The 25109-nt window shown below is 65.7% G+C and carries 16 protein-coding genes; 11 read left to right on the top strand and 5 right to left on the bottom strand.

Features of this window, described 5'->3' with window-relative positions; genetic code table 11:
* Positions 1-6: 6 nt before the first annotated feature.
* The 6 genes from BN1127_RS15435 to bcsC are packed head-to-tail and all read left to right on the top strand — an operon-like array spanning position 7 to position 10226.
* On the top strand, positions 7-237 hold the full coding sequence (locus BN1127_RS15435; protein WP_231557501.1) for a cellulose biosynthesis BcsR family protein: 231 nt from the start codon (positions 7-9) through the stop codon (positions 235-237).
* On the top strand, positions 234-902 hold the full coding sequence (gene bcsQ, locus BN1127_RS15430; RefSeq protein WP_041206753.1) for a cellulose biosynthesis protein BcsQ: 669 nt from the start codon (positions 234-236) through the stop codon (positions 900-902). The genes BN1127_RS15435 and bcsQ overlap by 4 nt, the downstream gene beginning before the upstream one ends.
* Positions 896-3463: a UDP-forming cellulose synthase catalytic subunit gene (bcsA, locus tag BN1127_RS15425; RefSeq protein WP_005326458.1), complete on the top strand. Its 2568-nt coding sequence runs from the start codon at positions 896-898 to the stop codon at positions 3461-3463. Before bcsQ ends, bcsA begins: the two co-directional genes overlap by 7 nt.
* The gene (gene bcsB, locus BN1127_RS15420; protein WP_231557500.1) at positions 3463-5685 is read left to right on the top strand and encodes a cellulose biosynthesis cyclic di-GMP-binding regulatory protein BcsB; all 2223 of its coding nucleotides are present in this window, start codon (positions 3463-3465) and stop codon (positions 5683-5685) included. The genes bcsA and bcsB overlap by 1 nt, the downstream gene beginning before the upstream one ends.
* Positions 5686-5688: 3 nt before the next feature.
* On the top strand, positions 5689-6798 hold the full coding sequence (bcsZ, locus tag BN1127_RS15415) for a cellulose synthase complex periplasmic endoglucanase BcsZ (RefSeq protein ID WP_005326462.1): 1110 nt from the start codon (positions 5689-5691) through the stop codon (positions 6796-6798).
* Positions 6783-10226: a cellulose synthase complex outer membrane protein BcsC gene (bcsC, locus tag BN1127_RS15410; protein WP_082030120.1), complete on the top strand. Its 3444-nt coding sequence runs from the start codon at positions 6783-6785 to the stop codon at positions 10224-10226. The genes bcsZ and bcsC overlap by 16 nt, the downstream gene beginning before the upstream one ends.
* 28 nt (positions 10227-10254) lie before the next feature.
* Here the strand turns inward: bcsC and BN1127_RS15405 are convergent, their stop codons facing one another.
* Positions 10255-10530 carry a metal/formaldehyde-sensitive transcriptional repressor gene (locus BN1127_RS15405; RefSeq protein ID WP_005326467.1) on the bottom strand — a complete coding sequence of 92 codons (276 nt, stop codon included), beginning with the start codon at positions 10528-10530 and terminating at the stop codon, positions 10255-10257.
* Between the two features lie 71 nt (positions 10531-10601).
* On the opposite strand from BN1127_RS15405, the gene dmeF reads away from it, so the two are divergent.
* Entirely contained in the window at positions 10602-11552 is a 951-nt protein-coding gene (dmeF, locus tag BN1127_RS15400) for a CDF family Co(II)/Ni(II) efflux transporter DmeF (protein ID WP_005326469.1), read from the top strand.
* A gap of 40 nt (positions 11553-11592) precedes the next feature.
* Here dmeF and BN1127_RS15395 read toward each other — a convergent pair whose 3' ends face one another.
* Entirely contained in the window at positions 11593-12006 is a 414-nt protein-coding gene (locus BN1127_RS15395; RefSeq protein WP_005326471.1) for a hypothetical protein, read from the bottom strand.
* A 267-nt stretch (positions 12007-12273) separates the two neighbouring features.
* Here BN1127_RS15395 and pulA point away from each other — a divergent pair, with 267 nt between their 5' ends.
* The gene (pulA, locus tag BN1127_RS15390; protein ID WP_042650007.1) at positions 12274-16335 is read left to right on the top strand and encodes a pullulanase-type alpha-1,6-glucosidase; all 4062 of its coding nucleotides are present in this window, start codon (positions 12274-12276) and stop codon (positions 16333-16335) included.
* A 195-nt stretch (positions 16336-16530) separates the two neighbouring features.
* Here the strand turns inward: pulA and BN1127_RS15385 are convergent, their stop codons facing one another.
* On the bottom strand, positions 16531-18927 hold the full coding sequence (locus tag BN1127_RS15385) for a zinc/cadmium/mercury/lead-transporting ATPase (RefSeq protein ID WP_041206751.1): 2397 nt from the start codon (positions 18925-18927) through the stop codon (positions 16531-16533).
* A gap of 223 nt (positions 18928-19150) precedes the next feature.
* Here BN1127_RS15385 and tpx point away from each other — a divergent pair, with 223 nt between their 5' ends.
* The 3 genes from tpx to BN1127_RS15370 all read left to right on the top strand — a co-directional run bounded on the left by tpx (position 19151) and on the right by BN1127_RS15370 (position 22713).
* The gene (gene tpx / locus BN1127_RS15380; protein ID WP_005331486.1) at positions 19151-19651 is read left to right on the top strand and encodes a thiol peroxidase; all 501 of its coding nucleotides are present in this window, start codon (positions 19151-19153) and stop codon (positions 19649-19651) included.
* A gap of 258 nt (positions 19652-19909) precedes the next feature.
* A complete protein-coding gene (locus tag BN1127_RS15375; RefSeq protein WP_042650006.1) occupies positions 19910-21130 on the top strand; it encodes a DEAD/DEAH box helicase in 1221 nt (406 codons plus the stop codon).
* Positions 21131-21210: 80 nt separating this feature from the next.
* The gene (locus BN1127_RS15370; protein ID WP_005331497.1) at positions 21211-22713 is read left to right on the top strand and encodes an alkaline phosphatase D family protein; all 1503 of its coding nucleotides are present in this window, start codon (positions 21211-21213) and stop codon (positions 22711-22713) included.
* Between the two features lie 72 nt (positions 22714-22785).
* Here BN1127_RS15370 and BN1127_RS15365 read toward each other — a convergent pair whose 3' ends face one another.
* Together BN1127_RS15365 and BN1127_RS15360 are read right to left on the bottom strand one after the other, a co-directional pair.
* Positions 22786-23574 (bottom strand): F0F1 ATP synthase subunit delta, encoded by a 789-nt coding sequence (locus BN1127_RS15365; RefSeq protein WP_041206750.1) that lies wholly within the window; start codon positions 23572-23574, stop codon positions 22786-22788.
* On the bottom strand, positions 23571-24887 hold the full coding sequence (locus BN1127_RS15360; RefSeq protein WP_041206749.1) for a sphingomyelin phosphodiesterase: 1317 nt from the start codon (positions 24885-24887) through the stop codon (positions 23571-23573). Before BN1127_RS15360 ends, BN1127_RS15365 begins: the two co-directional genes overlap by 4 nt.
* Between the last annotated feature and the right edge of the window lie 222 nt (positions 24888-25109).

Below are 25109 nucleotides of genomic sequence, written 5' to 3'. Positions count from 1 at the left end.
CCGGAGGTGGACGTGCAGAGTGAGCGGCGACCCGCGACGCAGGCCCCCTTCGGGGGGCCGGTAGAAGGCGGCATGATGAGCGACGTGGCCATGGAGCAGCAGGCCTTCGGCGTCAATCTCTCCTACCAGGACATCGCGTTCCGGGAGCGGCTCATCGCCCTGCGTGAGCGCTTCCCGCTGCTGGCGGAGCTGGACCTGAGAGGGCCGGCAGCGCCGGACGCAGGGAGGTCAGCATGAACCTTGTCGCGTTGCAGGGGATCCGTGGCGGTGTGGGCACCACCTCTCTGGTCGCCGGCCTGGCGCTGGCGGCCCGGGAGCAGGGTGCCCGGGTGCTGGCGGTGGATCTGTGTCATGACAACCTGCTTGGCATCCACCTGGGCCTGTCCCATGACGACCCCAGAGGCTGGAGCCGGCTGGCGGACCCGACGCGGGAGTGGCGTTCGGCACTCTATCACTATGAGGAGGGGCTGGATCTGCTGCCCCATGGCGGCCAGCAGGGGACATCGGCAGGGGCCTGGCTGCAGGCCATCGAGGGCTATGATCTGGTGCTGCTGGATCTGCCCATGGGCCAGTTGCCCGGGCTGCCCTGCAAGCGTTTGACCATAGTCAACGCCGACGCCAACTGCCATGTGCGTCTCTACCGCCATGTCTGGGAGGATGGGGAGCGATTGCTGGTGACCCAGTTCACCAGCCGCCGTGCCCTGCAACAGGATTTGCTGGATCTCTGGCAGGCGGGCGGGTTGCCCCTGCTCGGGCTGCGTCTGCATCGGGACGAGGCGATGGCCGAGGCCATGGCCGCCAAGCAGCCGGTGGGTCGCTATGCTCCCACCAGTCTGATCGCCCACGAGCTGACCGCCCTGGCCTGCTGGTGCCTGGACATCGAGGGCGCCGACCCATGCTAGCCAGGCTGCTGACCCCGACGGCGGGCCTCTGGTGCTCCCAGCGCTACCAGGCACTGCGCCGCCAGGGCGGCTCCCGGCTGGGGTCTGCCGGTCTGACCCTGGTGTGGCTGCTGGCCTGGACCCTCTTCCCCCTGGAGCGCCATGGCTGGCAGTGGGTGCTGGGCCACGCCCAGAGTCTCTATCCCCAGCTGGCCCGGCCCCGCGTCGGGGATCCCCTGCGCATCCTGTTGCAGAGCCTCTGGCTCATAGTGCGCCGCCCCGAGCCCATCCCCCTGCACTGGCCCGCCTCCTGGCAACGGGCCTGGCAATGGGGCACCCAGGCTCTCGGCACCCTGCTGATTCGGCAGGAGGAGAGGGGGCTGGCGGCGGCCAGGGCCACCCCCCGCGAGGCGCGCTGGAAGAGCGTGCTGCTCTGCGCGGTGGCAGGCATCCTCTCCCTGCTCTGCATTACCCAGCCCTTCACCCTGCAGGCGCAGCTGGTCTTCGTTCTGCTACTGGCCGCCATGGCCTTCATTTTGCGCGCCGTGCCGGGCCGCTACCCCATGTTGATGATGATGGTGCTCTCCCTCACCGTCTCCTGCCGCTACATCTGGTGGCGCTACACCTCCACCCTGGACTGGTTCGATCCCCTCAGCCTCACCTGTGGTCTCTTGCTGCTGGCCGCCGAGACCTATGCCTGGGTGGTGCTGCTGCTTGGCTACTGGCAGACGGCCTGGCCGCTGCACCGCCCGCCGGCGCCCCTGCCGGCGGACCCGGCCCAGTGGCCCAGGGTTGACCTGATGATCCCCACCTACAACGAGGATCTCGCCATCGTCAAGGGCACCGTCTATGCCGCCATGGGGCTCGACTGGCCCGCTGACAAGCTGACCATCTGGCTGCTCGATGACGGGGGCCGGGAGTCGTTTCGCGAATTTGCCGAAGGGGCGGGGATCCGCTATGTGGCGCGGCCGACCCACGAGCACGCCAAGGCTGGCAACATCAACTACGCGCTCAGGCAGGCGAGCGGGGATCTGGTCGCCATCTTCGACTGTGATCACCTGCCAACCCGCTCCTTCCTGCAGATGACGGTGGGCTGGTTTTACCGGGCTCCCAGGCTCGGGGTGGTGCAGACCCCCCATCACTTCTTCTCCGCCGATCCGTTCGAGCACAACCTGCAGCGGTTTCGCAAGATGCCGAACGAGGGGGCTCTCTTCTACGGTCTGGTGCAGGATGGCAACGACATGTGGGACGCCAGCTTTTTCTGCGGCTCCTGCGCCGTCATCAAGCGCTCGGCGCTGGACGAGATCGGCGGCATCGCGGTGGAGACGGTCACCGAGGATGCCCACACCTCGCTGCGGCTGCACCGCCTTGGGTACACCTCCGCCTATATCCGCATCCCCCTGGCGGCGGGGCTGGCCACCGAGAGTCTCTCCGCCCACATCGGGCAGCGCATCCGCTGGGCGCGTGGCATGGTGCAGATCCTGCGCCTGGACAACCCCCTGTTTGGCAAGGGGCTCAACCTGGGGCAGCGGCTCTGCTACTTCAACGCCATGCTGCACTTCCTGTCGGGCATACCGCGTCTCATCTTCCTGACGGCGCCGCTCGCCTTTCTGATCCTGCACGCCTACATCATCTACGCCCCGGCGGCGGCCATCGCCCTCTACATGCTGCCGCACATCTTCCACAGCGCCCTGACCAACTCCCGGTTGCAGGGCAAGGTGCGCCACTCCTTCTGGGGCGAGGTCTACGAGACGGTGCTGGCCTGGTACATAGCCCGGCCGACCACGGTGGCACTGTTTGCACCCCACAAAGGCAAGTTCAACGTCACCGCCAAGGGGGGCATGACGGAGGAGGTGTATCTGGATCTGGCGGTCTCCAGGCCCTATCTGATCCTGATCCTGCTCAACCTGTGCGGGTTGGGCTTTGGCATCTGGCGCATCGCCACCGGCCCGGCCGACGAGGTGTTGACCCTGATCCTCAGCATGCTGTGGACCCTCTACAACATGACCATACTGGGGGGGGCTCTGGCGGTGGCGTTCGAGTCGCGTCAGGTACGCACCAACCCCAGGGTGGAGATGGTGATGCCGGCGGCCATCAAGCTGGCCAACGGCCACCTCTACCCCTGCACCGTCAAGGACTACTCCAATGGCGGGGTGGGTGTCCTGCTCGAGGATCCCCTGCCCCTGGCCGACAAGGACAGGGTCTGGTTGCTGCTGCGCAATGGCCAGCGGGAGCAGGCCTTCGCCGCCAAGGTGCAGCGGGTGTTCGGCCGCAAGCTGGGGCTGGAGCTGGCGCCCATGGATCAGACCGAGCACATCGCCTTCATCCAGTGCACCTTTGCCCGGGCCGACACCTGGTCCCTGTGGCAGCAGCGCCTCGGCAAGGATCGTCCGCTCCACAGCCTGCTCGACATCACGCAGCTCGGCTGGGGGGCTTACTGGCGCTTGGCGCGCGCCTCACCCATAGGGTTTGTTTGTATCCTGCTTGAGAAGCTGGTTCGCTGGCTGCTCTCTTTCGTTCCACGTCGCGTCTCGCCGGGTTTCCGGTCCGGGGCTCCGACCACACAGACAGTGAAAGGATGATGAAACCACAACGCTACCTTGTCCCTCTGCTGCTGATGACGCAGAGTGCGCTGGCCGCCGAGGCCAGCGGCCCCCTGCCACCCGTGCTCGCGCCGGTGCGCAGTCAGGCGCTGAGTTTCGAACAGATGTCCTCGACCCCGGGCACCCTCTCCCTGCGCGGCAACGCACCGGACGGCCAGGCGGACTTCACCGTGCGGCGGGACGAGGTGGTCACCCGGGCCAGCCTGGATCTCGACTTCACCCCGTCCCCCTCCTTGTTGCCGCTGCTCTCCCAGATCAAGGTCTACCTCAATGACGAGCTGATGGGGGTTACCGCCCTCACCAAGGCGCAGATGGGGGAACGTACCCATGCCCGCATCGAGCTGGATCCGCGCTACGCCAAGGATTTCAACCGGATCAAGGTGAGCTTCGTCGGCCATTACCAGAAGGTGTGCGAGAACCCGGCGAGCGATACCCTGTGGCTCAACGTCAACCGGGACAGCAAGCTGAACCTGCAACTGCAGACCCTGCCGGTGCGCAACGAACTCTCCTTCTTCCCCATGCCGTTCCTCGACGTGCGGGACGATGGCAAGCTGATCCTGCCCATGGTGTTCAGCGGCACTGTTCCGCTCCTGCAGCAGCAGGCGGCGGCCGTGCTGGCGTCCTGGTTCGGTACCAAGGCGCAGTGGCGGGGTCAGCACTTCCCCGTGCTCATCAACCAGTTGCCGGATCGCAACGGGGTGATCTTCGCCACCAATGACGCGCGTCCTGATTTCCTGGTCGACTACCCCAAGGTGAAGGGGCCCACCATCGACATGATCAGCTCCCCCGACAACCCCTATGTGAAGCTGCTGCTGATCCTGGGACGGGATCAGCAGGATCTGCTGACTGCAGCCAGGGGGCTGGCCCAGGGAGAGGTGCTGCTGCGGGGTCAGAGCGTGCTGGTGGACGAGGTGAAGCCACTGGCTCCGCGCCAGCCTTATGATGCCCCTAACTGGGTGCGGCTCGATCGCAAGATGCGGTTCGACGAGCTGACGGATTATCCGGGCCAGTTGCAGGCCACGGGCAGCCGACTCTGGCCCATGAACCTGACGCTGCGCCTGCCGCCGGATCTCTATCTGCTGGGTGCCAATGGCATCAAGACGGAACTCAAGTACCACAATACGGCGCCGACCCGGCGAGATGGCTCCCGCCTGGACGTGGCGGTCAACGGCCAGTTCGTGAAGTCGTTCCCGCTCGAACCGGGTGAGGCCAAGAGTGAGCAGTTGCTCACCCTGCCGCTCTGGTTCGCCGCCGATAACGATGCCACGGCGCTGCGCATGCCCGGGCTCAAGACCACTCAGGCCAACAGCCTGAGCTTCTCGTTTGAATATGCCAGGGAGATGATGGGGGGGAATGAGGACGGTCGCTGCGATCTGGTGATGCCCCCCGCCCATCAGGTGCGCATCGATGAGGGCTCAACCATCGACTTCACCAGCTATCGCCACTTCATCGAGATGCCGAACCTCAGGGCCTTCGCCTATGCGGGCTTCCCGTTCAGCCGGATGGCGGATCTCGCCGACAGCCAGGTGGTCATGCCCGCCAGGCCGCACCCGGCGCAGATCACTACCCTGCTCGATGCCGTGGGGGCCATCGGGGCCGAGACCGGTTATCCGGCCCTCTCCCTGCGAGTCCTGGATGATTGGGAGCAGGCCCGCACCGCTGATCTGGATACCCTGCTCATCGGCACCCTGCCTGAGGAGTTTCAGGGGGATCTGGCGCCAGATGCCCTGCTGCAGTCCACCCGCAGCTGGGTCAACGAGCCGACTCGCCAGCATCAGGGGGATCTGCTGCACAGCATGGCCGATCGCCAGCCTCAGGCCAGGGTCGGCATGACCGGCAACCGCGCCATCGCCGTCATCCTGGGTCTGCAGTCGCCGACCCACGAGCAACGCAGCCTGGTAGCCCTGCTGGCCGACGGCCCGGCGGGGGTCAAGCTGCTCAACGACACCCTGCAAAACACCACCCTGCGTGGCCAGGTCGCGGGGTCGGTGGCCATTATCCGGGAGTCCGGAGTGAAGAGTCTGGCGGTCGGGGATCGTTATGAGGTGGGCTATCTGCCCTGGTGGGAGCGCATCTGGCAACTGTTTGCCGAGTATCCGCTGCGCCTTGCCGGACTGACGCTGCTCTGCATGCTGGTGCTCGGCTGGGGCCTGCGGGTGCTGCTGGCCGGTGCCAGCCGTCGCCGCCTGAAGGAAGACTAAGAGATGACTCAGATGAAAAATGCCTGTGGCGCCCTGCTGCTCTGGGCCCTGTGTACCCTGCCTGCCCTGGCGGCTTGTGACTGGCCCGAGTGGGACTATTTTCGCCAGCACTACATCAGCGAGGAGGGGAGAGTGATCGACCCTGCCGACGGTCGGCGGATCACCACCTCCGAGGGCCAGAGCTACGGCCTCTTCTTCGCTTTGGTCAACAACGACAGGGAGGCCTTCGCCCGTCTGCTCGACTGGACCGAGCGGCGGCTCGCCCGCGGGGATCTGACCGGCTTCCTGCCCTCTTGGCTCTGGGGTCAGCGAGAAGATGGCAGCTGGGGCGTGCTGGACGAGAACAGCGCGTCCGACTCGGATCTCTGGATAGCCTACAGCCTGCTCGAAGCGGGCCGTCTGTGGGACAACCACAGCTACGAATCCATCGGCACCCTGCTGTTGCGGCGCATCGCCCGGGAGGAGGTCGCCACCGTCCCCGGTCTCGGCCCCGTGCTGCTGCCCGGCGCCCACGGCTATACAGGGGAGGGGCGCTGGACCCTGAACCCGAGCTACCTGCCGCCCCAGTTGCTGGCCCGCTTCGCGGCGCTGCAGGGGCCCTGGCGCGAGATGCGTGGGCAACTGCCGAGGCTGCTGCAGGAGAGCGCACCCCTGGGCTTTGCCCCCGACTGGGTTGACTGGCAGGGGGAGAAGGGGTGGCAGGTGACGACGGACAAAGGCCCCCAGGGCAGCTATGACGCCATCCGCGTCTACCTCTGGCTCGGCATGCTGAACGACGAGGATCCCGCCAAGGCGTCCCTGGTGGCACACTTCACCCCCATGCTGGAGAGCACGGCTGCCCTTGGCGCCGTTCCCGAGCGGGTCGACACCCGGAGCGGCCAGACTCAGGGGCGGGGACCGGTCGGCTTTGCCGCCGCCCTGCTGCCCCTCTCCCAGGGGCAACCGATGCTGGCCAGCCTGCGTGAGCAGGTGAAGCAGCACGGCGAGCAGGCCGACGCCTATTACGGCAGCGTCCTGACCCTGTTTGGTGCCGGCTGGGATCAGGGTCGCTATCGCTTCGCCGCGGACGGCACCCTGCAACCAGGCTGGAGCGAGTCATGCCAAGCAGATTGACCCTGGGTTGCCTGCTCGTCGGCCTGATGGGCGGCACCCTGGCTCAGGGGGCGGTGCAACCGGTGTCGTGGTTGCTGGAACAGGTCCGGATCGGGGAGGCCCGCGGGCGGGAGGATCTCGTCAGCAACAGTCTCTACTCCCTCTCCCTGGTGGAGCCCAATCACCCGGAACTGCTGGCGGCCCAGGCGCGCCAGGCCCTGCGTCAGGGCAAGACCAGGGAGGCCGGGGGGTTGCTCGCCCGGCTCGGCAAGCAGGATCCCGACTCTGCGCTCTATCGCCAGGGCATGGCCAATCTCGCCCTGAGCGATCCGGCCCGGCGCCAGCAGTTGCAACAGGCGAGGCTGCTGACCAGCGCCGGTCGACTGGAGGAGGCTGAACGTCTCTATCGAAGCCTGTTCGCGGGGGACAGGCCCCCCAATCTCGAGGTGGCGGTGGAATATGCCCTGCTGCAGATGCGCATCCCCGCCATGAAGGCAAAGGGCACGGCGATGCTGGAGAGCCTGAACCGGCAATATCCGGGTGAGCCACGGGTGCGCAGCGGGCTGGTCCGCCACTACCTGGCCGACGGGCGGCGCCAGCAGGCTCTGGGGCTGCTGCGCGAGATGGCGCAGGATGACAACAGCCGCGGGGAGGCGGCCGCGATCTGGCTCGCGGACATCGAGGCCATGCCGGTCGGCCCCCGGAGCATCGACGAATTGAAGCAATACATCCCCCTCTTCAGTACCGAGATGGAGGCCGACAAGGCCGAGGCGCTGCTCGCGACCCAGGAGGCGCAGTGGGCCTCTCCGGCCTATCGCTCCCGTCAGTTGGCGCTGGCCCGTACCGCCAGCGGCGGGGCCACCATCGCCGAGTTGCAGCGGGCCCTCGCCGTCAATCCCGGGGATCCCGAACTCATGGGGGCCCTGGGTCAGGCTTATTCCCGCAACGATCAGCGCGCGCTCGCCATCACCCAGTTCGAACGGGTGCTGCGCCATCCCGATGTGACCGACAAGGACAAGTGGGCCAGCCTGCTGGCCACCAATCGCTACTGGCTGCTGGTCAACCAGGGCTCCCAGGCCCTGGCGCAGCAGCAATGGGAGGCGGCGGCGACCCGCTATCGCAGCGCCATTGCCCTGGACGGCAAGGAGCCGGAGGCCTGGCTCGGATTGGGAGACAGCGAGCGGGGCCGTCGTCGCGACGGCGAGGCCGAGCTCGCCTATCAGAAGGCCTTCGCCATGCCGGGAGCCCGTGATCGGGCCCTGGCCCGGCTGTTCGATCTCTACAAGGGTCAGGATCCGGCGCGGGCACTGGCCCTGCTGGATCAAAACGGGAGTGCAGCTCTGCAGGCCGAGGGCAAGCGGCTCAAGGCCGAGCTGTTGCAGGAGCAGGCCGATCAGCTCGACAAGGCCGGCAAGCTGCCCCAGGCCCTGACCCAACGCCAGGAGGCGCTGCGGCTGCTGCCGGATGATGTCTGGCTGGCCTATCGGGTCGCCGCCACCCAGGCCCGTCTCGGGGATGTTGCTGGCGGGGAGCGGTTGCTGCGGGGGCGGTTGGCGGCGCAACCACAGAACGACAGCCTGCGCTACGCTACTGCCCTCTACCTGTCGGGGCAGGATCAGTCATCCCAGGCCCGCGCCGTGCTGGCCGAAGTGCCGGCTGCGCGTTGGTCGGCTGACATGCAGGAACTGGATCGCCGCCTCGCCCGTGGCGAGCTGCTGGCCAACGCCAGGCAACTGCACCAGCAGGGGGATGAGGCGGGCGCCGAGCGCCTGCTGCAGCCGTTGCAGCCCGATGATGTGGTGACCCTGATGCTGGCGGGCTGGGCCGCGGAGCGGGGGGATGTTGCCGGGGCAGAGCGCCATTACCGCGCGGTGCTGGCGCACGCGCCGCAGCAGCCCGAGGCCAGGCTCGGCATGGCCGAGCTGGCCCAGACCAGGGGAGATGTGGCTGAGGCCCGCCAATGGCTGCCGGCCTGGCCGGTCAGCCCGCTGCCGGCGGACGAGTTCAACTACTACCGCCGGGTGGCAAACCTCTATCAGGCGCTGGGGGAGGGGGAGACGGCGCGGGCCATCTTCACCGGCTACGAACCCCTGGTGTCGACGCAGCCGGCCTCCCAGCAGACGGCCCTGTTCTGGCGGGATGCCGCCCGCCAGCGCTTCGCCACCGGCGACGCCGAGGGGGCCCTGTCGCGGGATCGCAAGGGGCTGGTGGCGGCGGGCCTCTCTCCCCGCGAGGATCTGGATGAGGGCGCCCTGACCGCGCTCGCCCGCAGCCGTGACGGCGAAGACTGGCTGGCCTCCGGGCTGCGCGGGGATCTGGACAGTCACTATCGACAGCAGCAGACCACTGTCTCCCTCGACAGCGACTACTGGGGTTCCAGCGGTACCGGTGGCGTCTCCGATCTGCGGGCCCTGACCCAGATGGTGCAACTGGATACCCCCCTGGCTGGCGGCACCGCCTTTGGCCGCCTCGAGCTGGTGGACATGGATGCGGGCCGGCTGCCGGCCTCTCCCTACCGGGAGGAGTTCGGCACCTGCGCCGCCCGTGATTGCAGTGGGCAGGAACATCAGCAGAGCCGGGGCACCACCCTGGCGGCGGGCTGGCACAAGGGGGCCTGGGCCTTCGATCTCGGCACCACGCCGCTCGGCTTCGAGGTGGTGGACTGGGTCGGTGGCGCGACGGTAACGGGAGACTGGCGCGAGCTGGGGTGGGGGCTCACCCTCTCCCGGCGTCCTGTCAGCAGCTCGCTGCTCTCTTATGCGGGCACGGTGGATCCGGGGACCGGCATCAGCTGGGGCGGGGTGAGAGCGAACGGGGTTCGCCTCGATCTCAGCCATGATCTGGGGGGCGCCGTCGGCTTCTGGGGCAGCGCCCAGCAACACCTGCTGACGGGCAAGAACGTGCCGGACAACTGGCGCACCCGGCTCATGGGGGGCGGCTACTACAAGCTCATCAACGAGACGAACCGCCGGGCCAGCGTGGGGCTCAGCACCATGCTGTGGCATTACCAGCAGGATCTGAGCGGCTACACCCTGGGGCAGGGGGGCTATTACAGCCCGCAAGGGTACTTCTCGCTCTCGGTGCCTGTCAGCTACCGGCAGCGCACCCCTGACTGGTCATGGGAGCTGGGGGGATCGGGATCCTGGTCCCGCTCCCGTACCGACGACAGTCGTCGCTACCCCCTGGAAGGCCTGTTGCCCACCGGACTGCCGGACAGGAATGCGCCGCTGCAGGGGGGCAGCAGCAGCGGCTTCGGCTATACCCTGAACGCCGTGGTGGAGCACCGCCTGACCGAGCACTGGCGCATCGGCGGGCGGATCGACATCCAGCAAGCGGATGACTATGCCCCCAGCCATGCCACCCTCTTCCTGCGCTACACCTTCAAGCCCTGGCAGGGGGATCTCGACATGCCGCCCCGGCCGTTGACCCCCTATGCGGACTTCGACTGACAGGAGCGCCCGATCTCTTCGGGCACCCTTATTTCAGATAGGAGCGCAGTACCCTCACCACCTGATCTAGGTCCTCCAGCCGCTCGGCCGGGGTCGCTTCCGCCGCCCCCAGATGCTCGCGCATGTGGCCTTCCAGCACCTCCAGCATCAGACCGTTGACGGCACCGCGGATGGCGGCAATCTGCTGCAAGATGGCGGCGCAGTCCGTCTCCTGCTCCAGGGCACTCTCCAGGGCACCGGTCTGTCCCTTGATGCGTCTGACCCGTGCCAGCAGCTTCTTCTTGTCGTGAACCGTGTGTGACATACAGGATCCTCTCGCGCATTAAAACTATACTGGGGTATAGTATATTGCATTGTCGCTCTCAGGAGAAATTCATGTCATCCCTCGCTTCATCCCACTGCCAGCAACCCGTCGTTCATGAAGGGAATCCGCTGGCCGAACAGAAAACCCGTTGGGCCGTGCTGCTCACCCTCATCATGATGGTGGCGGAAATCGGCGGTGGCTGGTTCTACAACTCCATGGCGCTGCTGGCGGATGGCTGGCACATGAGCTCCCACGCCCTGGCCCTCGGCCTCTCCGTCGTGGCCTATCGTGCCGCCCGTCACTTCGCCCGGGATCACAGATTCAGCTTCGGTACCTGGAAGATAGAGGTGCTGGGAGGCTTCAGCAGCGCCCTGCTGCTGGTGGGGGTGGCGGGTCTGATGCTGTTCGAGTCGGTGGCCCGGCTGCTGGATCCCAGCCCTATCCACTATCAGCAGGCCATCGGCATCGCCATCGGCGGCCTGTTGGTAAACCTGGCCTGCGCCTGGTTGCTCAAGGACGATCACGGTCATCACCACGGTCACGGCCATCATCATGACCACCATGACCACCATGACCATCATGGTCACCATCACCACGGCCATCAGGATCTGAACCTGCGTGCCGCCTATCTTCACGTGCTGGCGGATGCGGCCACCTCTGTGCTGGCCATCTTCGCGCTGGTGGGGGGCATGCTGTGGGGAGCCGACTGGCTGGATCCCCTGATGGGCATAGTGGGGGCCGTGCTGGTGGCGGTCTGGGCCCGGGGGTTGCTGAGGGACACGGGTCGCGTGTTGCTGGATGCGGAGATGGACGCCCCCCTGGTGGCGGAGATCCGCGAGGTGATAGCCGAGCTGCCTGACGCCGAGATCCGCGATCTGCACGTCTGGCGGGTGGGGCAGGTGCAATATGCGGCCGTGCTCTCCTTGCGGATGGCGGTCCCCATCCCGGCACAGGCGATCCGTGAACGGCTCGCCATCCACGAGGAGCTGGTGCACCTGACCATCGAAATCGCTCAGGGATAGGAAATAGGATGGCGCCCGGTGCCTATCCCAGGGCCTTGATTCAGTGCGGCGGGCGTTCGTTCTCCCCTTTGGCTTGATCCTGCCAGAGCGAGCCCAGCATCAGTTTGAGCAGCAGCCCTGGTGGGTCATCCAGCAGCCGACCGGGTTCCAGCAGCAGGTGACCGTCTGCGCGAAAGCCCAGGCTGGCGTGGGTCGCTCCCTCGTCATCCAGGATCTGGATGATGCCGATCAGGGTTCCCCGCTCACCGGGCTGACAGCGAAGCCGCAGTTCGCGCGGCTCACCCAGCAGGGTGAAGGCCCGGCAGAGGGGCGGCGTCTCTTCGTAATCGGGCCAGCTGAAGAAGTGATACTGCTCGGCGAGTCCCCCGGCCTGCTGACAGAATTGGTGAAACAGCTGGGCAATCCCCTGATACTCCTGATCCAGCCGCTTCGCCTGCTCCTCGATCCGTTTCATCGGTCATGACTCCTTGCTATCCATTTGATCGGAAATTGATTTTTTCCGGCATGAATCCGTCGCTCTGCTGGTATGGGCCCAAAGCGGGGGCGGGTCTGTGAGCGCGATCCAATTTTCGTTATGAAAACGTTATCTTGTTGAAACAGGTTGGTTTTTTTTGCCCGGCCGCTCACATTTACAACAATCTCCGCTGATTAATATGGCATCGCTCGGTTACGACCGGGTACCTCGAGTATCGAGACCAACTACAGCGGGAATTATAAAAAAATGGATATGAAAAAGACCAAGGTGGCGCTGGTAACAGCCTCACTGCTCGCGCTTTTGTCAGGCTGTAACGACAACAGTTCTTCACCCTCCACCCCTCCGACTCCCCAGGATGAGCCCGTCGCTCGTCTTCCCAATGTGCAACCTCCGGCCGAGCAACTGGTGGCCGGCCCCAATCAGGCGGTGATCGCCCTGGTCGACACCCAGAGCAGCGCGGCCCGTGGCGTCGACGGTCCCTTCGCGGGTCACAGCCTGCACCTGTGGAACAACGATGCCTGCAACGCAACGGCAGAGGCAGGTCTCAATACCGGCTGGGATGACAAGAGCAAGACGCCGTCAGCGGCAGACAGCTTCGGCCCGGCCTGGGTGGTGCCGCTCAGCAAGATGGAAGGCTGCATCAACTTCATTGCCCGCAACGGCGATCTGGCGAACCTGACCGGCAGCGACATGAAGGTCATCTTCAGCGAGCACCCGGATCGCACCGTGGCCATTGTCGTGGGCAAGAACGAGATCTTCGGCAGCCGTGCCGAGGCCTTCACCGCCGCCTTCGGCGTGGCGGGAGCCAGTGCCCACCTGATCGACGGCAACACCCTGATCTGGCAAGGGGGCAAGGACAAGCCCCATGTCCGTCTCTATTACACCGAGTCCGGCACCATAGCCGCCAACGGCGAAGGGGTATTCGACTTCCCCTACCTGAAGCTGACCCCGACCAGCCTCAGTGCCGAACAGCAGGCCAAGTATCCGCACCTCAAGGATGCCGCCGCTTTTGCCCTGCCATCAGGGAAAGACCTCAAGCCCCTGCTCAAGGGAGAACTGGTGGCCATCGGCACCGATGCCGACGGCATTTTGCAGGGGGCGACCCTGGTGCAGAGCGCCGGTGCCCTCGATGCCCTCTACAGCGAAGCGGCCACCAAGCTGACTTATGGCGCCATCGTGGAGGGGGACAATGTCACCTTCCGGCTGTGGGCGCCGACCGCGAAGTCGGTCAAACTGGCGCTGTTCGACGAGCAGCACAACGCCATCGGCGAGCGCGCCATGACACAGGACGAGGCCAGCGGCAGCTGGAGCGTGCAGGGGGGCAGCGATCTGGTGGGCAAATACTATCGCTACGACATCCAGGTCTATCATCCGGTCAGCCGCAAGCTGGAATCCTATCAGGTGACCGACCCCTACTCCCTGAGCCTGGCCATGAACTCCGAGTTCAGTCAGGTGGTGGATCTCGACGATCCTGCCCTGAAGCCCGATGGCTGGGACAGCCTGAAGGCGCCCCACAGCCAGCAGAATCCCGCCGACATCACTATCTATGAGGCCCATGTCCGGGATCTGACCGGCAATGACCCCTCGACCGATGAAGAGAAGCGTGGCAAGTTCCTCGGGCTGACCCAGCCCGACAGCGTCCCCGTCACTCACCTCAAATCCCTGGCCAAGAGCGGCGTCAGCCACCTGCACCTGCTGCCGGTGTTCGACATCGCTACCGTCAACGAGGATCCGGCCAAGGTGGCGAACATCAGCGATGACTTCAGCAAGCTGTGCGAGGTCAACGCCGAGGTCAAGAACTCCAAGTTCGCCAGCCACTGCGGCGGCGGTGAGACCATCGCGGCGGTGCTGGACGATCTGCAAGCCAGCGACAGCAAGGAGAACCCTGTGGTGCAGGAGCTGTATGGCTATCTGCGCGGGGTGGACTCCTTCAACTGGGGTTATGACCCATACCACTACACCACCCCGGAAGGCTCCTACGCCACCAATGCGGAAGGGACGGCCCGGATCAAGGAGTTCCGCGAGATGGTCATGGCCATCAAGCAGAACATCGGCATGAACGTGGTGATGGACGTGGTCTACAACCACACCAACGAGGCCGGCCTCGGCCCCAAATCCGTGCTCGACAAGATAGTGCCCTGGTACTACCAGCGTCTGAACCCGGAGACCGGCTCGGTGGAGAACTCCACCTGCTGCTCCAACACGGCGCCGGAACACGCCATGTTCGCCAAGCTGATGGATGACTCTCTGGTCACCTGGGCGCGGGACTACAAGATCGATGCCTTCCGCTTCGACCTGATGGGCCACCACCCGAAAGATCAGATGGTGCAGGCCCTGGCCGAGGTGAAGAAGGTCAACCCGGACATGTACTTCTACGGCGAGGGGTGGAACTTTGGCGAAGTGCAGGATGACAAGCGCTTCGTGCAGGCGACCCAGAAGCACCTGGCTGGCACCGGTATCGGCTCCTTCTCCGACCGGCTGCGGGATGCGGTGCGTGGCGGCAGCCCGTTCGACGGCGGTGACGCCATCCGCAAGACCCAGGGCTTCGGCAACGGCGCCCTGGTGGATGCCAACGAGGTGGACGGCGTCGATCTCGCCACCGCCCTGCACCAGTCCGACCTGGTGCGCCTCGGCATGGCGGGCAACCTCAAGGAGTTCGTGCTGACCGACAAGGATGGCGTGCCGAAGAAGGGGGCCGACATCGACTACAACGGTCAGAGCGCGGGTTATGCCCAGGATCCGACCGAAATCCAGAACTACGTCGACAAGCACGACAACCAGACCCTGTTCGACAACCTGGTCTACAAGGCGCCAGCAGGGGCCGATCTGGTGCGGATGCAAGGGGTATCGCTGGCCACCGCCATGCTGGGGCAGGGCATTCCCTTCACCCATGCCGGGGTCGAACTGCTGCGCTCCAAGTCCATGGAGCGGGACAGCTATGACTCCGGTGACTGGTACAACCGGGTCGACTACACCCTCGGCGACAACAACTTCGACAAAGGCTTGCCACGCAAGGATAAAGACGGCGACAACTACCCCTTGATCGAGCAGGTGCTCGGCCAGCACGCCAAGCCGGGCTCGGCCGAGATGCAGCAGATGGTCAGCTTCTACCAGGAGCTGTCCGAGTTGCGTCAATCCTCCCGCCTGCTGCGTCTGGGCAGCGGTGCCGAGGTGATCAAGCGGGTCGACTTCCGCAACACCGGGCCGGATCAGACCCCGGGTCTCATCGTGATGACGGTGGATGATGGCAGCAAGGCTGGCGCGGATCTGGATCCGGCCATCGACGGTCTGGTGGTGATGATCAACGCCACCAGCCAGAGCCAGACCATCGGCGACTTCCGTGACGGCGACGATCAGCCCATCGACCTCTCCGGCATGGTGCTGAGTGGTAAGCATCGCGGGGTCGACAGCATCGCCAGTGGCGCTGCCGTGGGTAACGGTGAGCTGACCCTGGGAGCCTGGTCTGCTGCCGTCTTCGTCAAGCCGCAGAACGGCGCCCAGGGCGCAGGTCTGCCGGTGAGCAAGAAGACGGATCTGAGCACCCTGCCTCCCTTCGGTGATACCGAGGTGTTTGTCCGCGGTTTCCTGGGGGCCTGGGATCCGGTCAACAAGATGAACTTCAGTGGCAACTATACCTATGAGTTCACCACCGACGTGACGACGGATCAGCTGGGAACGACTCAGGTGAAGATCGCCGGCAGCGACTGGGGTGGTCCCGTCAACTACGGCAAGTGCAGTGATACCGACCAACTGGCGACCGGCCAGGTCAGTGCGCTCTGTGCCAATGGCGGGGATTTGCCGTTCAATGTCGACAAGGCGGGCAGCTACAAGTTCGTCTTCACCGCCATGAACAAGGACAAGCCGACCTTGAGCGTCAGCTACACCGAGCCGGTGCAGAGCTGCAAGGTGCTGGATACCGTCGCCGGTAATCCGCTCGGCTTCCCGCTCTATGTGCGCGGCAGCCTGAGTGACTGGAACGCACAGCCGACCTATCAGCTGAACTACAAGGGGATGGAGGGCAATCTCGCCATCTATCAGGCTGCCTTCAACTACGCGGGCAGCTTCGACTTCAAGTTTGCCAACGACGACGGCAACTGGAGCAAGCAGTTCTTCGTCAAGGATGCCGGTGGCACCCTGATCGCCCTGGAGCCTGAGCAGTCCTATCCGCTGCAGCACGGCGATGGCGGCATGGGCAACAACAGCATGACTCTGGCGCAGGGCCTGTGGAGCTTCCTGGTCAAGGTCGATCCGACCAAGACCTCTGGCGAGGTGGGTACCGTCATCGTCCAGGAGTGCAGCGCCAAGTAAGCAACCCCATCGAGCCCTGGGCTGACTCGGCACCCCAGGGTTGAATTCCACCTCGCCAAGGGTGGGATAACTCCGAGAGAGTAAGCAAAGCGCGACTGCCGACCGGCAGCCGCGCTTTTTCTTTGTCGTGGTGGGCGAGACAATAAAAAAGCCGCCCTGCTGGGGCGGCTGTTGGTTGTACCGTTAACGGCCGGCTTAGCGCTTGCGCAGCAGGCGCAGGGCGTTGGCGGTGACCAGGGCGGTGGCGCCGGTATCGGCCAGCACGGCAATCCAGAGCCCTGTGATGCCGAGCAGGCTGGTGACCAGGAAGATGGCCTTGAGCCCCAGCGCCAGCGCTATGTTCTGGTGGATGTTGGCCAGTGCCGCCCGCGACAGCCGGATCATGGCGGCCAGGCCGCCGAGCTGGTTGTGGGTCAGGGCCGCATCGGCGGTCTCCAGCGCCACGTCGGTGCCGCTCCCCATGGCGATGCCGATGCTGGCCCGCTTCATGGCCGGCGCGTCGTTGATGCCGTCGCCGATCATGGCTACCTTGCGGCTGCTGGCGAGCAGACCAATCTCCTCTACCTTGCCTTCCGGCAGCAGGCCCGCGCGCCAGTCCATGCCCAGCTCGGTGGCGATCGCCTCGGCGGCGCGCGGGTTGTCGCCGGTCAGCATGATGCTCTGCAGTCCGAGCTGGTTGAGCTCTTGCAAGGCCGCCGCCGCTTCCGGCCGGATCTGATCCCGCAGCGCCAGCAAGGCCGCCGGGGCGGCATCAGGCTGACCGAGCACCACCACCGTCTTGCCTTGCTGCTCCAGGGCGGCGATCCGGGCCTGCATCGCGGCATCCAGGGTGGTGACCCGGCTCGGGGCCAGCAGTTGCCAGAGGGCGCCGTCGATGCGCCCCTCCACCCCCATGCCGGGGAGGGCGCGCAGATCGCTTGCTGTGGCCAGGCTCAGCCCCTGCTCGTTCGCTGCCGCCACCACGGCGCGGGCCAGGGGGTGGTGGGATCCCTGCTCGATGGCGGCGGCCAGCGCCAGCAGTTCGGTCTGTGGCTGGCCATTGAGGCTGATGAAGTCGGTCAGCTGCGGTTTGCCCAGGGTCAGGGTACCGGTCTTGTCAAAGGCCACTGTATCGATGTGGGCCAGCCGCTCCAGGGCCGCACCGCCCTTGATCAGGGCCCCCTGCCGGGTTGCCGCCGCCAGGGCCGAGGTAACCGCCGCCGGGGTGGAGATCACCAAAGCGCAGGGGCAGCCGATGAGCAGCAGCGCCAGGGCGCGATAGATCCACTCGTCCCAGCTCTGGCCGAAGGCCAGCGGTGGCACCAGCATCACCAGCAGGGCGACCAGCATCATGGCCGGGGTGTACCAGCGGCTGAAGCGGTCGATGAAGCGCTCGATGGGGGCGCGCTGGCTCTCGGCCTCCTCGATGAGGTGCAGGATGCGGTCGATGGCGTTGTTGCCGGGCTCGGAGACCACCTCCAGGCGCAGCACCCGATCCGCCGCCAGACTGCCAGCGGGCACCTTGTCCCCCTGACGGCGCTCCACCGGGATGGACTCGCCGGTCAGGGCGCTCTCGTCAAAGGCGCCGAGGGGGTCGAGCAGGCGGGCATCGGCGGCCAAGCGGGCGCCCGGGGCGATTTCGATGATGTCGCCGGGACGCAGCATCTCGGCGGCAACCTCTTCCCGTACTTCACCTTCTGCTGTGGTACAAATGCGCAGCGCCTTGTCGGGCACCAGGGCCATCAGGGCGGTCACCCCGGCGCGGGCGCGACCGGCGGCGTAGGCCTCCAGGTGCTCCCCCAGCATAAAGAGCAGCAGCACCATGGCCGCCTCGGCGGTCTCCCCGAGGAAGAGGGCGCCGAGCGCCGCCACCGTCATCAGGGTCTCGATGGCGAAGGGGGAGCCGCTTCGGGTCAATGCCCACGCCTTGCGGGCCACGGGCCAGAGCCCCCACAGGGTGGCCAGGGTAAACAGTGGCTGACCGATTTGGCCAGGCAGCAGGGCCGCCACCCCCATCAGGCCGGCCAGCGACAGAGGCTGCCAATATCTGGTGAGCATGGCCATCTGTGGGCTGCGGCGTTTGGAGCTGTCGTCCCCGGGTTGCATTGCCCCCTTGAGCCGGAATCCTGCAGCCAGCACGGCGGCGGTGACAGGGTCGGGGGAGAGGCCGGGGGCGAGATCCACCACCAGCTTCTCGGTGGCGAACAGCACGCGAGCCTGGGTGACACCTTCGACCCGGTTGACGGCCGTCTCTATCTTGCGGGCGCAGCTGGGGCAGTCCATCCCCAGCACCTGCCAGCTGTGGCGGCGACTGTCGCGGGTCGGGGCGGGCAGAGGCCCCTCGGTCACTGCTCCATGGGCGCGATGATCATGGTCGTGTGGATGAGAAGGCTTGCCTTCGGCGTCATTGCCCCTGGGGGGGTCTTCATCCCCGGGTCCCTCGTCGACCCCGTGCGCCTGGTGATCCTGGGGCGCCTGGCTGGCGCAACCGCTGGCAGAGGCGACCTTGTCGCAGCAGTGGCTGTCGTGCCCGTGCTCATGTTGATGGGGGGCGGCCTTGCCGATGGCCTTGATGGGGGCGGCATGGGAATGGCTGCAGCAGGATTTGCTCATGATGAGTCCCTCTTGAGTGGATCCCGCCCCTGCGGGATCGCCTATGTCTGAGCCCAGTGTAAACCTTGGTGTTAAGTCCAAGGTCAAGCCCTTCTCTTTCCCACCTCAGCGGGACAGGCGAGACAGGGCCGCAACAAATCCCTCTTGTTAGCGGGTGTTTGTCCCCTGCCGCTGGGCCTATACTGGGAACCCTGGATCCCCCATCGATAATCAAGGACCTAACATGAGCAATACCGTCACCCTGCAAGGCAACCCCGTCTCCGTCTCCGGCCACTTCCCCGTTGCCGGTGAGCAGGCCAAGCCCTTCTCCCTGGTTGCTGGCGATCTGTCCGATGCGACCCTGGCGACCTTCGCCGGCAAGCGCAAGATCCTGAACATCTTCCCGAGCGTCGACACCCCGACCTGCGCCACTTCCGTACGCAAGTTCAACGAGCAGGCCAGCGCCCTGAGCAACACAGTGGTGCTGTGCATCTCCGCCGATCTGCCGTTCGCCCAGGCCCGTTTCTGCGGCGCCGAGGGTCTGGACAAGGTGGTGAACCTCTCCACCCTGCGCGGTGTCTCCTTCCTGCAGGACTACGGCGTGGCCTTCTCCTCCGGTCCCCTGGTGGGCCTGGCTGCCCGTGCCATCGTGGTGCTGGATGAGCACGACAAGGTGCTGCACAGCGAGCTGGTGGCCGAAGTGGCCGACGAGCCGAACTACGCCGCTGCCCTGGCTGCTCTGTAAGTTTCGTCTTGCGCTGATTGCCGACGGCCTGCTGATGCAGGCCGTTTTTATTGCGGGCGCAGTGGCCCTCAAGGTTGAGGTGATCAGACTCGCTAGCCCATATTCCCCTGCTTCTTCTCACCGGCCTTTTACTTATGGGATCAGGCTGCCTGGACAACGTCACTCCCGCCTCTTCCAGCGTTTGGGCTCATAGCTCTTTTACTTATCGGGTCAGTCTGGCTAGACTTCGCCTCCCACTTCTTCTTGCCGCGTAGCCCCATGACCTTCAACGAACTCTCCCTCCATCCCACCCTGCTGGCTGCACTGCCTGCCGAGCTGAATACCCCGACCCGCATCCAGCAGCTTGCAATACCGGTGGCATTGGCGGGCCAGGATCTGCTGGCGCTGGCCCAGACCGGCAGCGGCAAGACCCTGGCGTTCGGCCTGCCACTGCTGCAGGGGCTGGACGCGGCCTCCGATCGGGTACAGGGGCTGGTGCTGGTGCCGACCCGGGAGCTGGCTACCCAGGTGAACGCAGCGCTGCAAGGGGTGGCCGAGGCGCTGGGGCTGCGCACCCTGACCCTGTGTGGCGGCGTGCCACAGGAGCAGCAACAGGCCGAGCTGGCCCTGGGGCCGCAACTGCTGGTGGCGACACCGGGGCGACTGCGGGACTTGCTGGCCCAGCGGCGGCTGGGCTTAAGCAACTTGCGCACTCTGGTGCTGGATGAGGCGGATCGCCTGCTGGAGATGGGCTTCTGGCCCGATATCCAGTGGTTGTTGAATGCCATGCCGACGGAGCGACAGACCCTGCTGTTCTCCGCTACCCTGCCCCTCGAGCTGGAGAGCCTAGCTACCGATCTACTGACGAACCCGATCCGGATCGAGGCCAATCCGCTCAACAGGCTGGTGAGCGAGATTGAGGAGCGGCTCCATCTGGTCAACAAGAGCAGCAAGGTGCCTGCACTGATCAGCCTGCTCAAGGCGCAAGACTGGCCCCAGGTGCTGGTGTTTATCAGCGCCAGGGACGATGCCGACGGGGTGGCCAGAAAGCTGGCCAAGGCGGGCATCGCGGTGGCCGCCCTGCACGGCGAGAAGGATCAAGGGGCGCGGGAGCAGGCGCTTGCCGATTTCAAGGCGGGCAAGGTACGGGTGCTGGTGGCCACGGATCTGATGGCGCGGGGCATCCATGTGGAGGCGCTGCCGGTAGTGATCAACCTGGATTTGCCTGCCAATGCCCCCGTCTATGTGCATCGCATCGGCCGCACCGCCCGCGCCGGGCAGAAAGGCCTCGCCCTCTCCCTGGTCTGCCATGGGGAGGCCGAGACGCTGGCGGCCATCCGCACCCTGACCGGTCGCGCGCTGCCGCTGGAGGAGCTTGAGGGCTTCCCGGTGACCGACCAGCCTGCGAGCGGGGAGGGCAAGCGGGCCCCCCGGGACAAGCAGGCTAACCGCCGCACCCAGGCCAAGCGCAGCGTCAGGCAGTTCAAGGGCAAGGCCTAGGGGCGACGCTGCCCGGTTGGGCAGTATCAAAGGGCGCCTGTTTCGGTATGCTCCATGGAATGGACCATGGAGGATAGCGGATGACGACCCTGGTAATGGGGCCCCTGCTGGGGCTCGAATCGGAGACACAATACAGCATCTGTTTCCTGGCGGTGGCGGGCTTCAAAGGGGCCAGTGTCAAGATCAATGGCAAACTGCTGAGCGCCAGCAAGCAGGCGGATACCCCGAGAGGGGTGTTCTGGCGCGCCGTCTGGTCGGCGACCTCCAAGGCCCTGGCCAGCACGGTCGACTACGAGATCCTGCTGGACGGTGTGTCCGCCCGGGATCTGGCCGGGGCCAGCCAGTGGCAGTTTCATCTGCCGGGGCAGGAGGAGCGGGTGCGCATCGGGTATGCCTCCTGCAACGGTTTCTCCGACTTCAAGCTGCTCACCTCCACAACCCAGCCTTACGTGATGTGGGACAGGCTGGCCGCCGAGCACAGGGATCACCCCTTGTCGCTGCTGCTGATGGGCGGTGATCAGGTCTATGCCGACTCCCTCTGGACCTCGGTACCGACCCTGAAGGCCTGGAACGAGCTGGATCGGGTGGACAAGGTCAAGCGCAAGGCGACCCGGACCATGGTGGAACAGCTCGATCGCTTCTATTGCGAACTCTACTGCCGGCAGTGGAGCCGCCCCGAGGTGGCCACCATGTTGGCCCGGGTGCCGAGCGTCATGATGTGGGACGATCACGACATCTTCGATGGCTGGGGCAGCTATCCCGCCGACTTGCAGGACTGCGAGGTCTATCAGGCCATCTATGCCGCCGCCGCCAAGTATTTCAGGCTGTTCCAGCTGCGCTCCGCTGCCAATGTCTCCCTGCTGGATCCGGTGCACCTGACCCATCACTCCTGGCGATTGCGTTTTCGGGGCTACCAGATCCTGGCGTTGGACAACCGGGCGACCCGCAGCCAGAACCAGGTGATGAGCCGGGAGCAGTGGGATCAGATCAACGGGGCGCTGGCCGATTGCGGTGAGGGACACCTGTTGGTCATGACCGGGGTGCCCGTGGTCTATCGGGATTTCTCCTTCACCGAGGCGACGTTCGATGCGACCCCCTGGGAGGAGGAGCTGACCGACGATCTCAAGGATCACTGGCGCGCCAAGTCACACCAGGGGGAGCGGGCCCGCCTCATCATGCGGCTGCTGGACAACGCCAGGCTGCGGCGCCAGGCCGTCAAGGGAGAGGATCAGGTGCTCCCCAAGACCCTGATCCTGTCCGGGGATGTGCACGTGGGTTGCCTCGGGGTGATCCAGGACCGGCGGGGGGAGGGGGTGATGAATGTGCACCAGCTGGTCTCCTCCGGCATAGTGCATCCCTGCCCCACCCAGTTCCAGTGGACGGGGATCCTCGCCATGACCAACGACGCTCCCGAATACCTCGACGAGAGCCGGCTGGTCCGTGCCGAGCTGCTCAAGCCGTTTGGTGCTCCTGTCTATCTGCGCACCCGCAACTTCGCCACCCTGCAGATGGGCACGGATCAGAAACTGTGGGCCAACTGGCATTGCGAGAACGATCTGGCCGCCAGCTATCCGCTGGCCTGATGCTGGGGAAATGCGAAGGGCCCTGACGGGCCCTTTTCTTTTCAATCTCAGCTTCCCCAAGCCGTTGTCTGCTCAGGGCTGGTCTTGCGTCTGGGCGAAGAAGTCGCGCCTGAACTGACCGAGCACCTCCTCTCTGTACTGCTGCCAGCGTTCGGGGGTCATGGCCCCCTGACGGGCTGCCAGCTGCTGCTCCAGCTCGGCCAACTGCTGCTGGTAGTGGCCGCGTTGATCCAGCTGCTGCTGGCGGGTGGTGGCAAACTGCACTGTCGCTTCGGCCTGCCCGGTTGGCAGGAAGTGGCGGGCCAATGTCTCCAGCTCCTCGTCCCCCCACAGCTGGCGCGCCTGCTGCAGGCGGGCATCCGGGTTGAACAGATCCGCCGCCAGATCCGGGTGATCCGCTACCCACTCATCCTGCAGCCGGGTCAGGGCCGCCAGCCGCTCGGCCAGCGGTAACTGCTCGTTCTCCTGCGCCAGCTGCTCGAGTGCCTGGGCGTAGCGCCCTTGCAGCCGAAACAGACTCTCCCCCTCGCTCATCCATCCAGTCTCCATCGCCTCCAGATTGGCCAGCCGCTCGTTCAGCGGCTGATCGCTGTCCGTTATCTCGCTGGCGAGCTGGTGGTTCATTTCGTCCGGCATGGCCCGCCAGCTGACAGGCAGTGGCCCGGTTGTGACAGGCGCAGAGGCGGCGGCAGTCTGGCCGGCAGCGGGCGCCAGCGGCGCCGATGCTTGTGGCGACGGGGCAGCGGTGACAGGGCTTGGCCTGCTTGCTGGCACTGGCTGGCCTGGATCGTCCCGCCCGCCGAGGTTGAGCAGCAACAGCGCCAGCAATGACAGGGCCAGAAAGCCGTAGCGGCGCTTCATCGGCTGATCTCTCCCTTGACCGGGAAGTGATCGGAGAGGTTGCTGGCGGGCCAGAGGCTGCCATCGCTGCTGCGCGGGATCCAGACGCTGTTGAGGTTGTGGCGTGCGGCACCGTACTCCCTGCTCACCACCAGATAGTCCAGGTACTCGACGTTGGCGCCGCCCGAGAGGGGCCCGCCGGCGTAGGGATTGAGCCTGGGATCGAAGGTGGCCTCGGTGTAGCCGCCATAGACTGGCTCATCGGCGTTGAGGTTGGCCAGCATACCGGCGTAGTCGTCGGCGAACTTGCGCTTGTTGACGTTGAAGTCACCGCCGTAGATGACGGTGTCGCTGGCCGGGATCTGGAGGCTGGCGGCCAGGGTGCGCATCTGGCCGAACTGGATCTGGCGCAGCCGCCTCGCCTCGTCGGTGTCGAAGCTGGCGGTGTGGGTGGCGAACAGATGCCAGGCCTTGCCCCCCTTGATCACCTCGGCGTACATCACTCCCTTGTCGGCGAAGCAGTCGGTGCCGGTGCACTGGGGATAGACCAGCTGGGCCTCGCGCACTATGGGGTAGCGGCTGACGATCACCACGCCGCCGTCGTGGATGTTGACCCCCGGCTTGTCGAGCACCTTGGTCTGGTACGGGTACTCCTTGGCCAGTGCCTGCAGGAAACCCTCGCGGCGGCCGTCGAACACCTCCTGCAGCAACAGGGCGTCATAGCCCTTGAGGTACTCGGGCAGCAGGGTCAGCCGCTCGCCGATGCTGGCGGCGATCACCGGCAGGGCCCAGACGTTGTAGCTGGCGACCTTGAGCTTGTCCTCCGCCGGCTCCGACTGTTCCCGCCTTTGTGGTGGAGTGAGCATATAGTGCAGATCGTCGTAGCGGCCGGTGAACTTGGCGGCGAAGGCCAGCTCCTGCGGGCCCGCCAGGCGATGGATGGCGCGATCGCTCTGCCAGCCGGAGCCGTCTGCCGGCGTCTCGCCGCCGTGTTGCAGGGTGCTGTTCCACCAGGTGCCCTCCATCAGCTGGGTGAGACGATAGGTGTCGCCCCCGGCGGTGGTGACCCGGGTTTCGAACAGATAGCTCTTGCCCGCCTTCACCCCCTCGTAGCGGTTGAAGCTGAGCACCATGGCGCTCTCCCAGGGGCCCAGCTCCGTCCTGTGCTGAGTCCACTGGCTGCCCGCCTGCAGCTCGCCGGAGCCGCTCTGGTGGATCGTCAGTTGCAAGGGCTCGGGGCCGTTGTTGGTGAGGTAGACATCGGTATCGGCCAGCGCCTGCAACGGAAACTGGCTGGCCAGCAGCAGGGCGGCATAGCTGAGGGGCTTGTGCATCATGAAGTCCTTTTGGTTGAAGCACGATGGAAACTGACTGTTATGGCGGGCGTCGGGGTTATTTCATTTACATTTTTGTTACAAATAAATGAAAGGCCCCATATGGGGAGGAAGAACCAGGGGGAGGGAGCGCAATCGGATAGGGCTGGCGTCGGGCATCAGGGGTTGGTGGCAGCGTCATCACAGCGCGTCCAAGGACGCGCCTGGCTACACGGAGGGCAA

The organism is Aeromonas media (genome assembly GCF_000819985.1).
In the GTDB taxonomy this organism is placed as follows: Bacteria; Pseudomonadota; Gammaproteobacteria; order Enterobacterales; family Aeromonadaceae; genus Aeromonas; species Aeromonas media.
The sequence above is the reverse complement of the archived record's forward strand: the minus strand, read 5'-3'. Positions and strand labels throughout refer to the sequence as shown.

Excerpts from the sequence above, each read along its gene's own strand:
- BN1127_RS15385 (WP_041206751.1), bottom strand. The coding sequence starts at position 18,927 with ATGAGCAAATCCTGCTGCAGCCATTCCCATGCCGCCCCCATCAAGGCC.
- bcsQ (WP_041206753.1), top strand. The coding sequence starts at position 234 with ATGAACCTTGTCGCGTTGCAGGGGATCCGTGGCGGTGTGGGCACCACC.
- BN1127_RS15365 (WP_041206750.1), bottom strand. The coding sequence starts at position 23,574 with ATGAAGCGCCGCTACGGCTTTCTGGCCCTGTCATTGCTGGCGCTGTTG.
- dmeF (WP_005326469.1), top strand. The coding sequence starts at position 10,602 with ATGTCATCCCTCGCTTCATCCCACTGCCAGCAACCCGTCGTTCATGAA.
- pulA (WP_042650007.1), top strand. The coding sequence starts at position 12,274 with ATGGATATGAAAAAGACCAAGGTGGCGCTGGTAACAGCCTCACTGCTC.
- BN1127_RS15395 (WP_005326471.1), bottom strand. The coding sequence starts at position 12,006 with ATGAAACGGATCGAGGAGCAGGCGAAGCGGCTGGATCAGGAGTATCAG.
- BN1127_RS15405 (WP_005326467.1), bottom strand. The coding sequence starts at position 10,530 with ATGTCACACACGGTTCACGACAAGAAGAAGCTGCTGGCACGGGTCAGA.
- BN1127_RS15370 (WP_005331497.1), top strand. The coding sequence starts at position 21,211 with ATGACGACCCTGGTAATGGGGCCCCTGCTGGGGCTCGAATCGGAGACA.
- BN1127_RS15360 (WP_041206749.1), bottom strand. The coding sequence starts at position 24,887 with ATGCACAAGCCCCTCAGCTATGCCGCCCTGCTGCTGGCCAGCCAGTTT.
- bcsA (WP_005326458.1), top strand. The coding sequence starts at position 896 with ATGCTAGCCAGGCTGCTGACCCCGACGGCGGGCCTCTGGTGCTCCCAG.
- tpx (WP_005331486.1), top strand. The coding sequence starts at position 19,151 with ATGAGCAATACCGTCACCCTGCAAGGCAACCCCGTCTCCGTCTCCGGC.
- bcsZ (WP_005326462.1), top strand. The coding sequence starts at position 5,689 with ATGACTCAGATGAAAAATGCCTGTGGCGCCCTGCTGCTCTGGGCCCTG.
- bcsC (WP_082030120.1), top strand. The coding sequence starts at position 6,783 with ATGCCAAGCAGATTGACCCTGGGTTGCCTGCTCGTCGGCCTGATGGGC.
- bcsB (WP_231557500.1), top strand. The coding sequence starts at position 3,463 with ATGAAACCACAACGCTACCTTGTCCCTCTGCTGCTGATGACGCAGAGT.
- BN1127_RS15375 (WP_042650006.1), top strand. The coding sequence starts at position 19,910 with ATGACCTTCAACGAACTCTCCCTCCATCCCACCCTGCTGGCTGCACTG.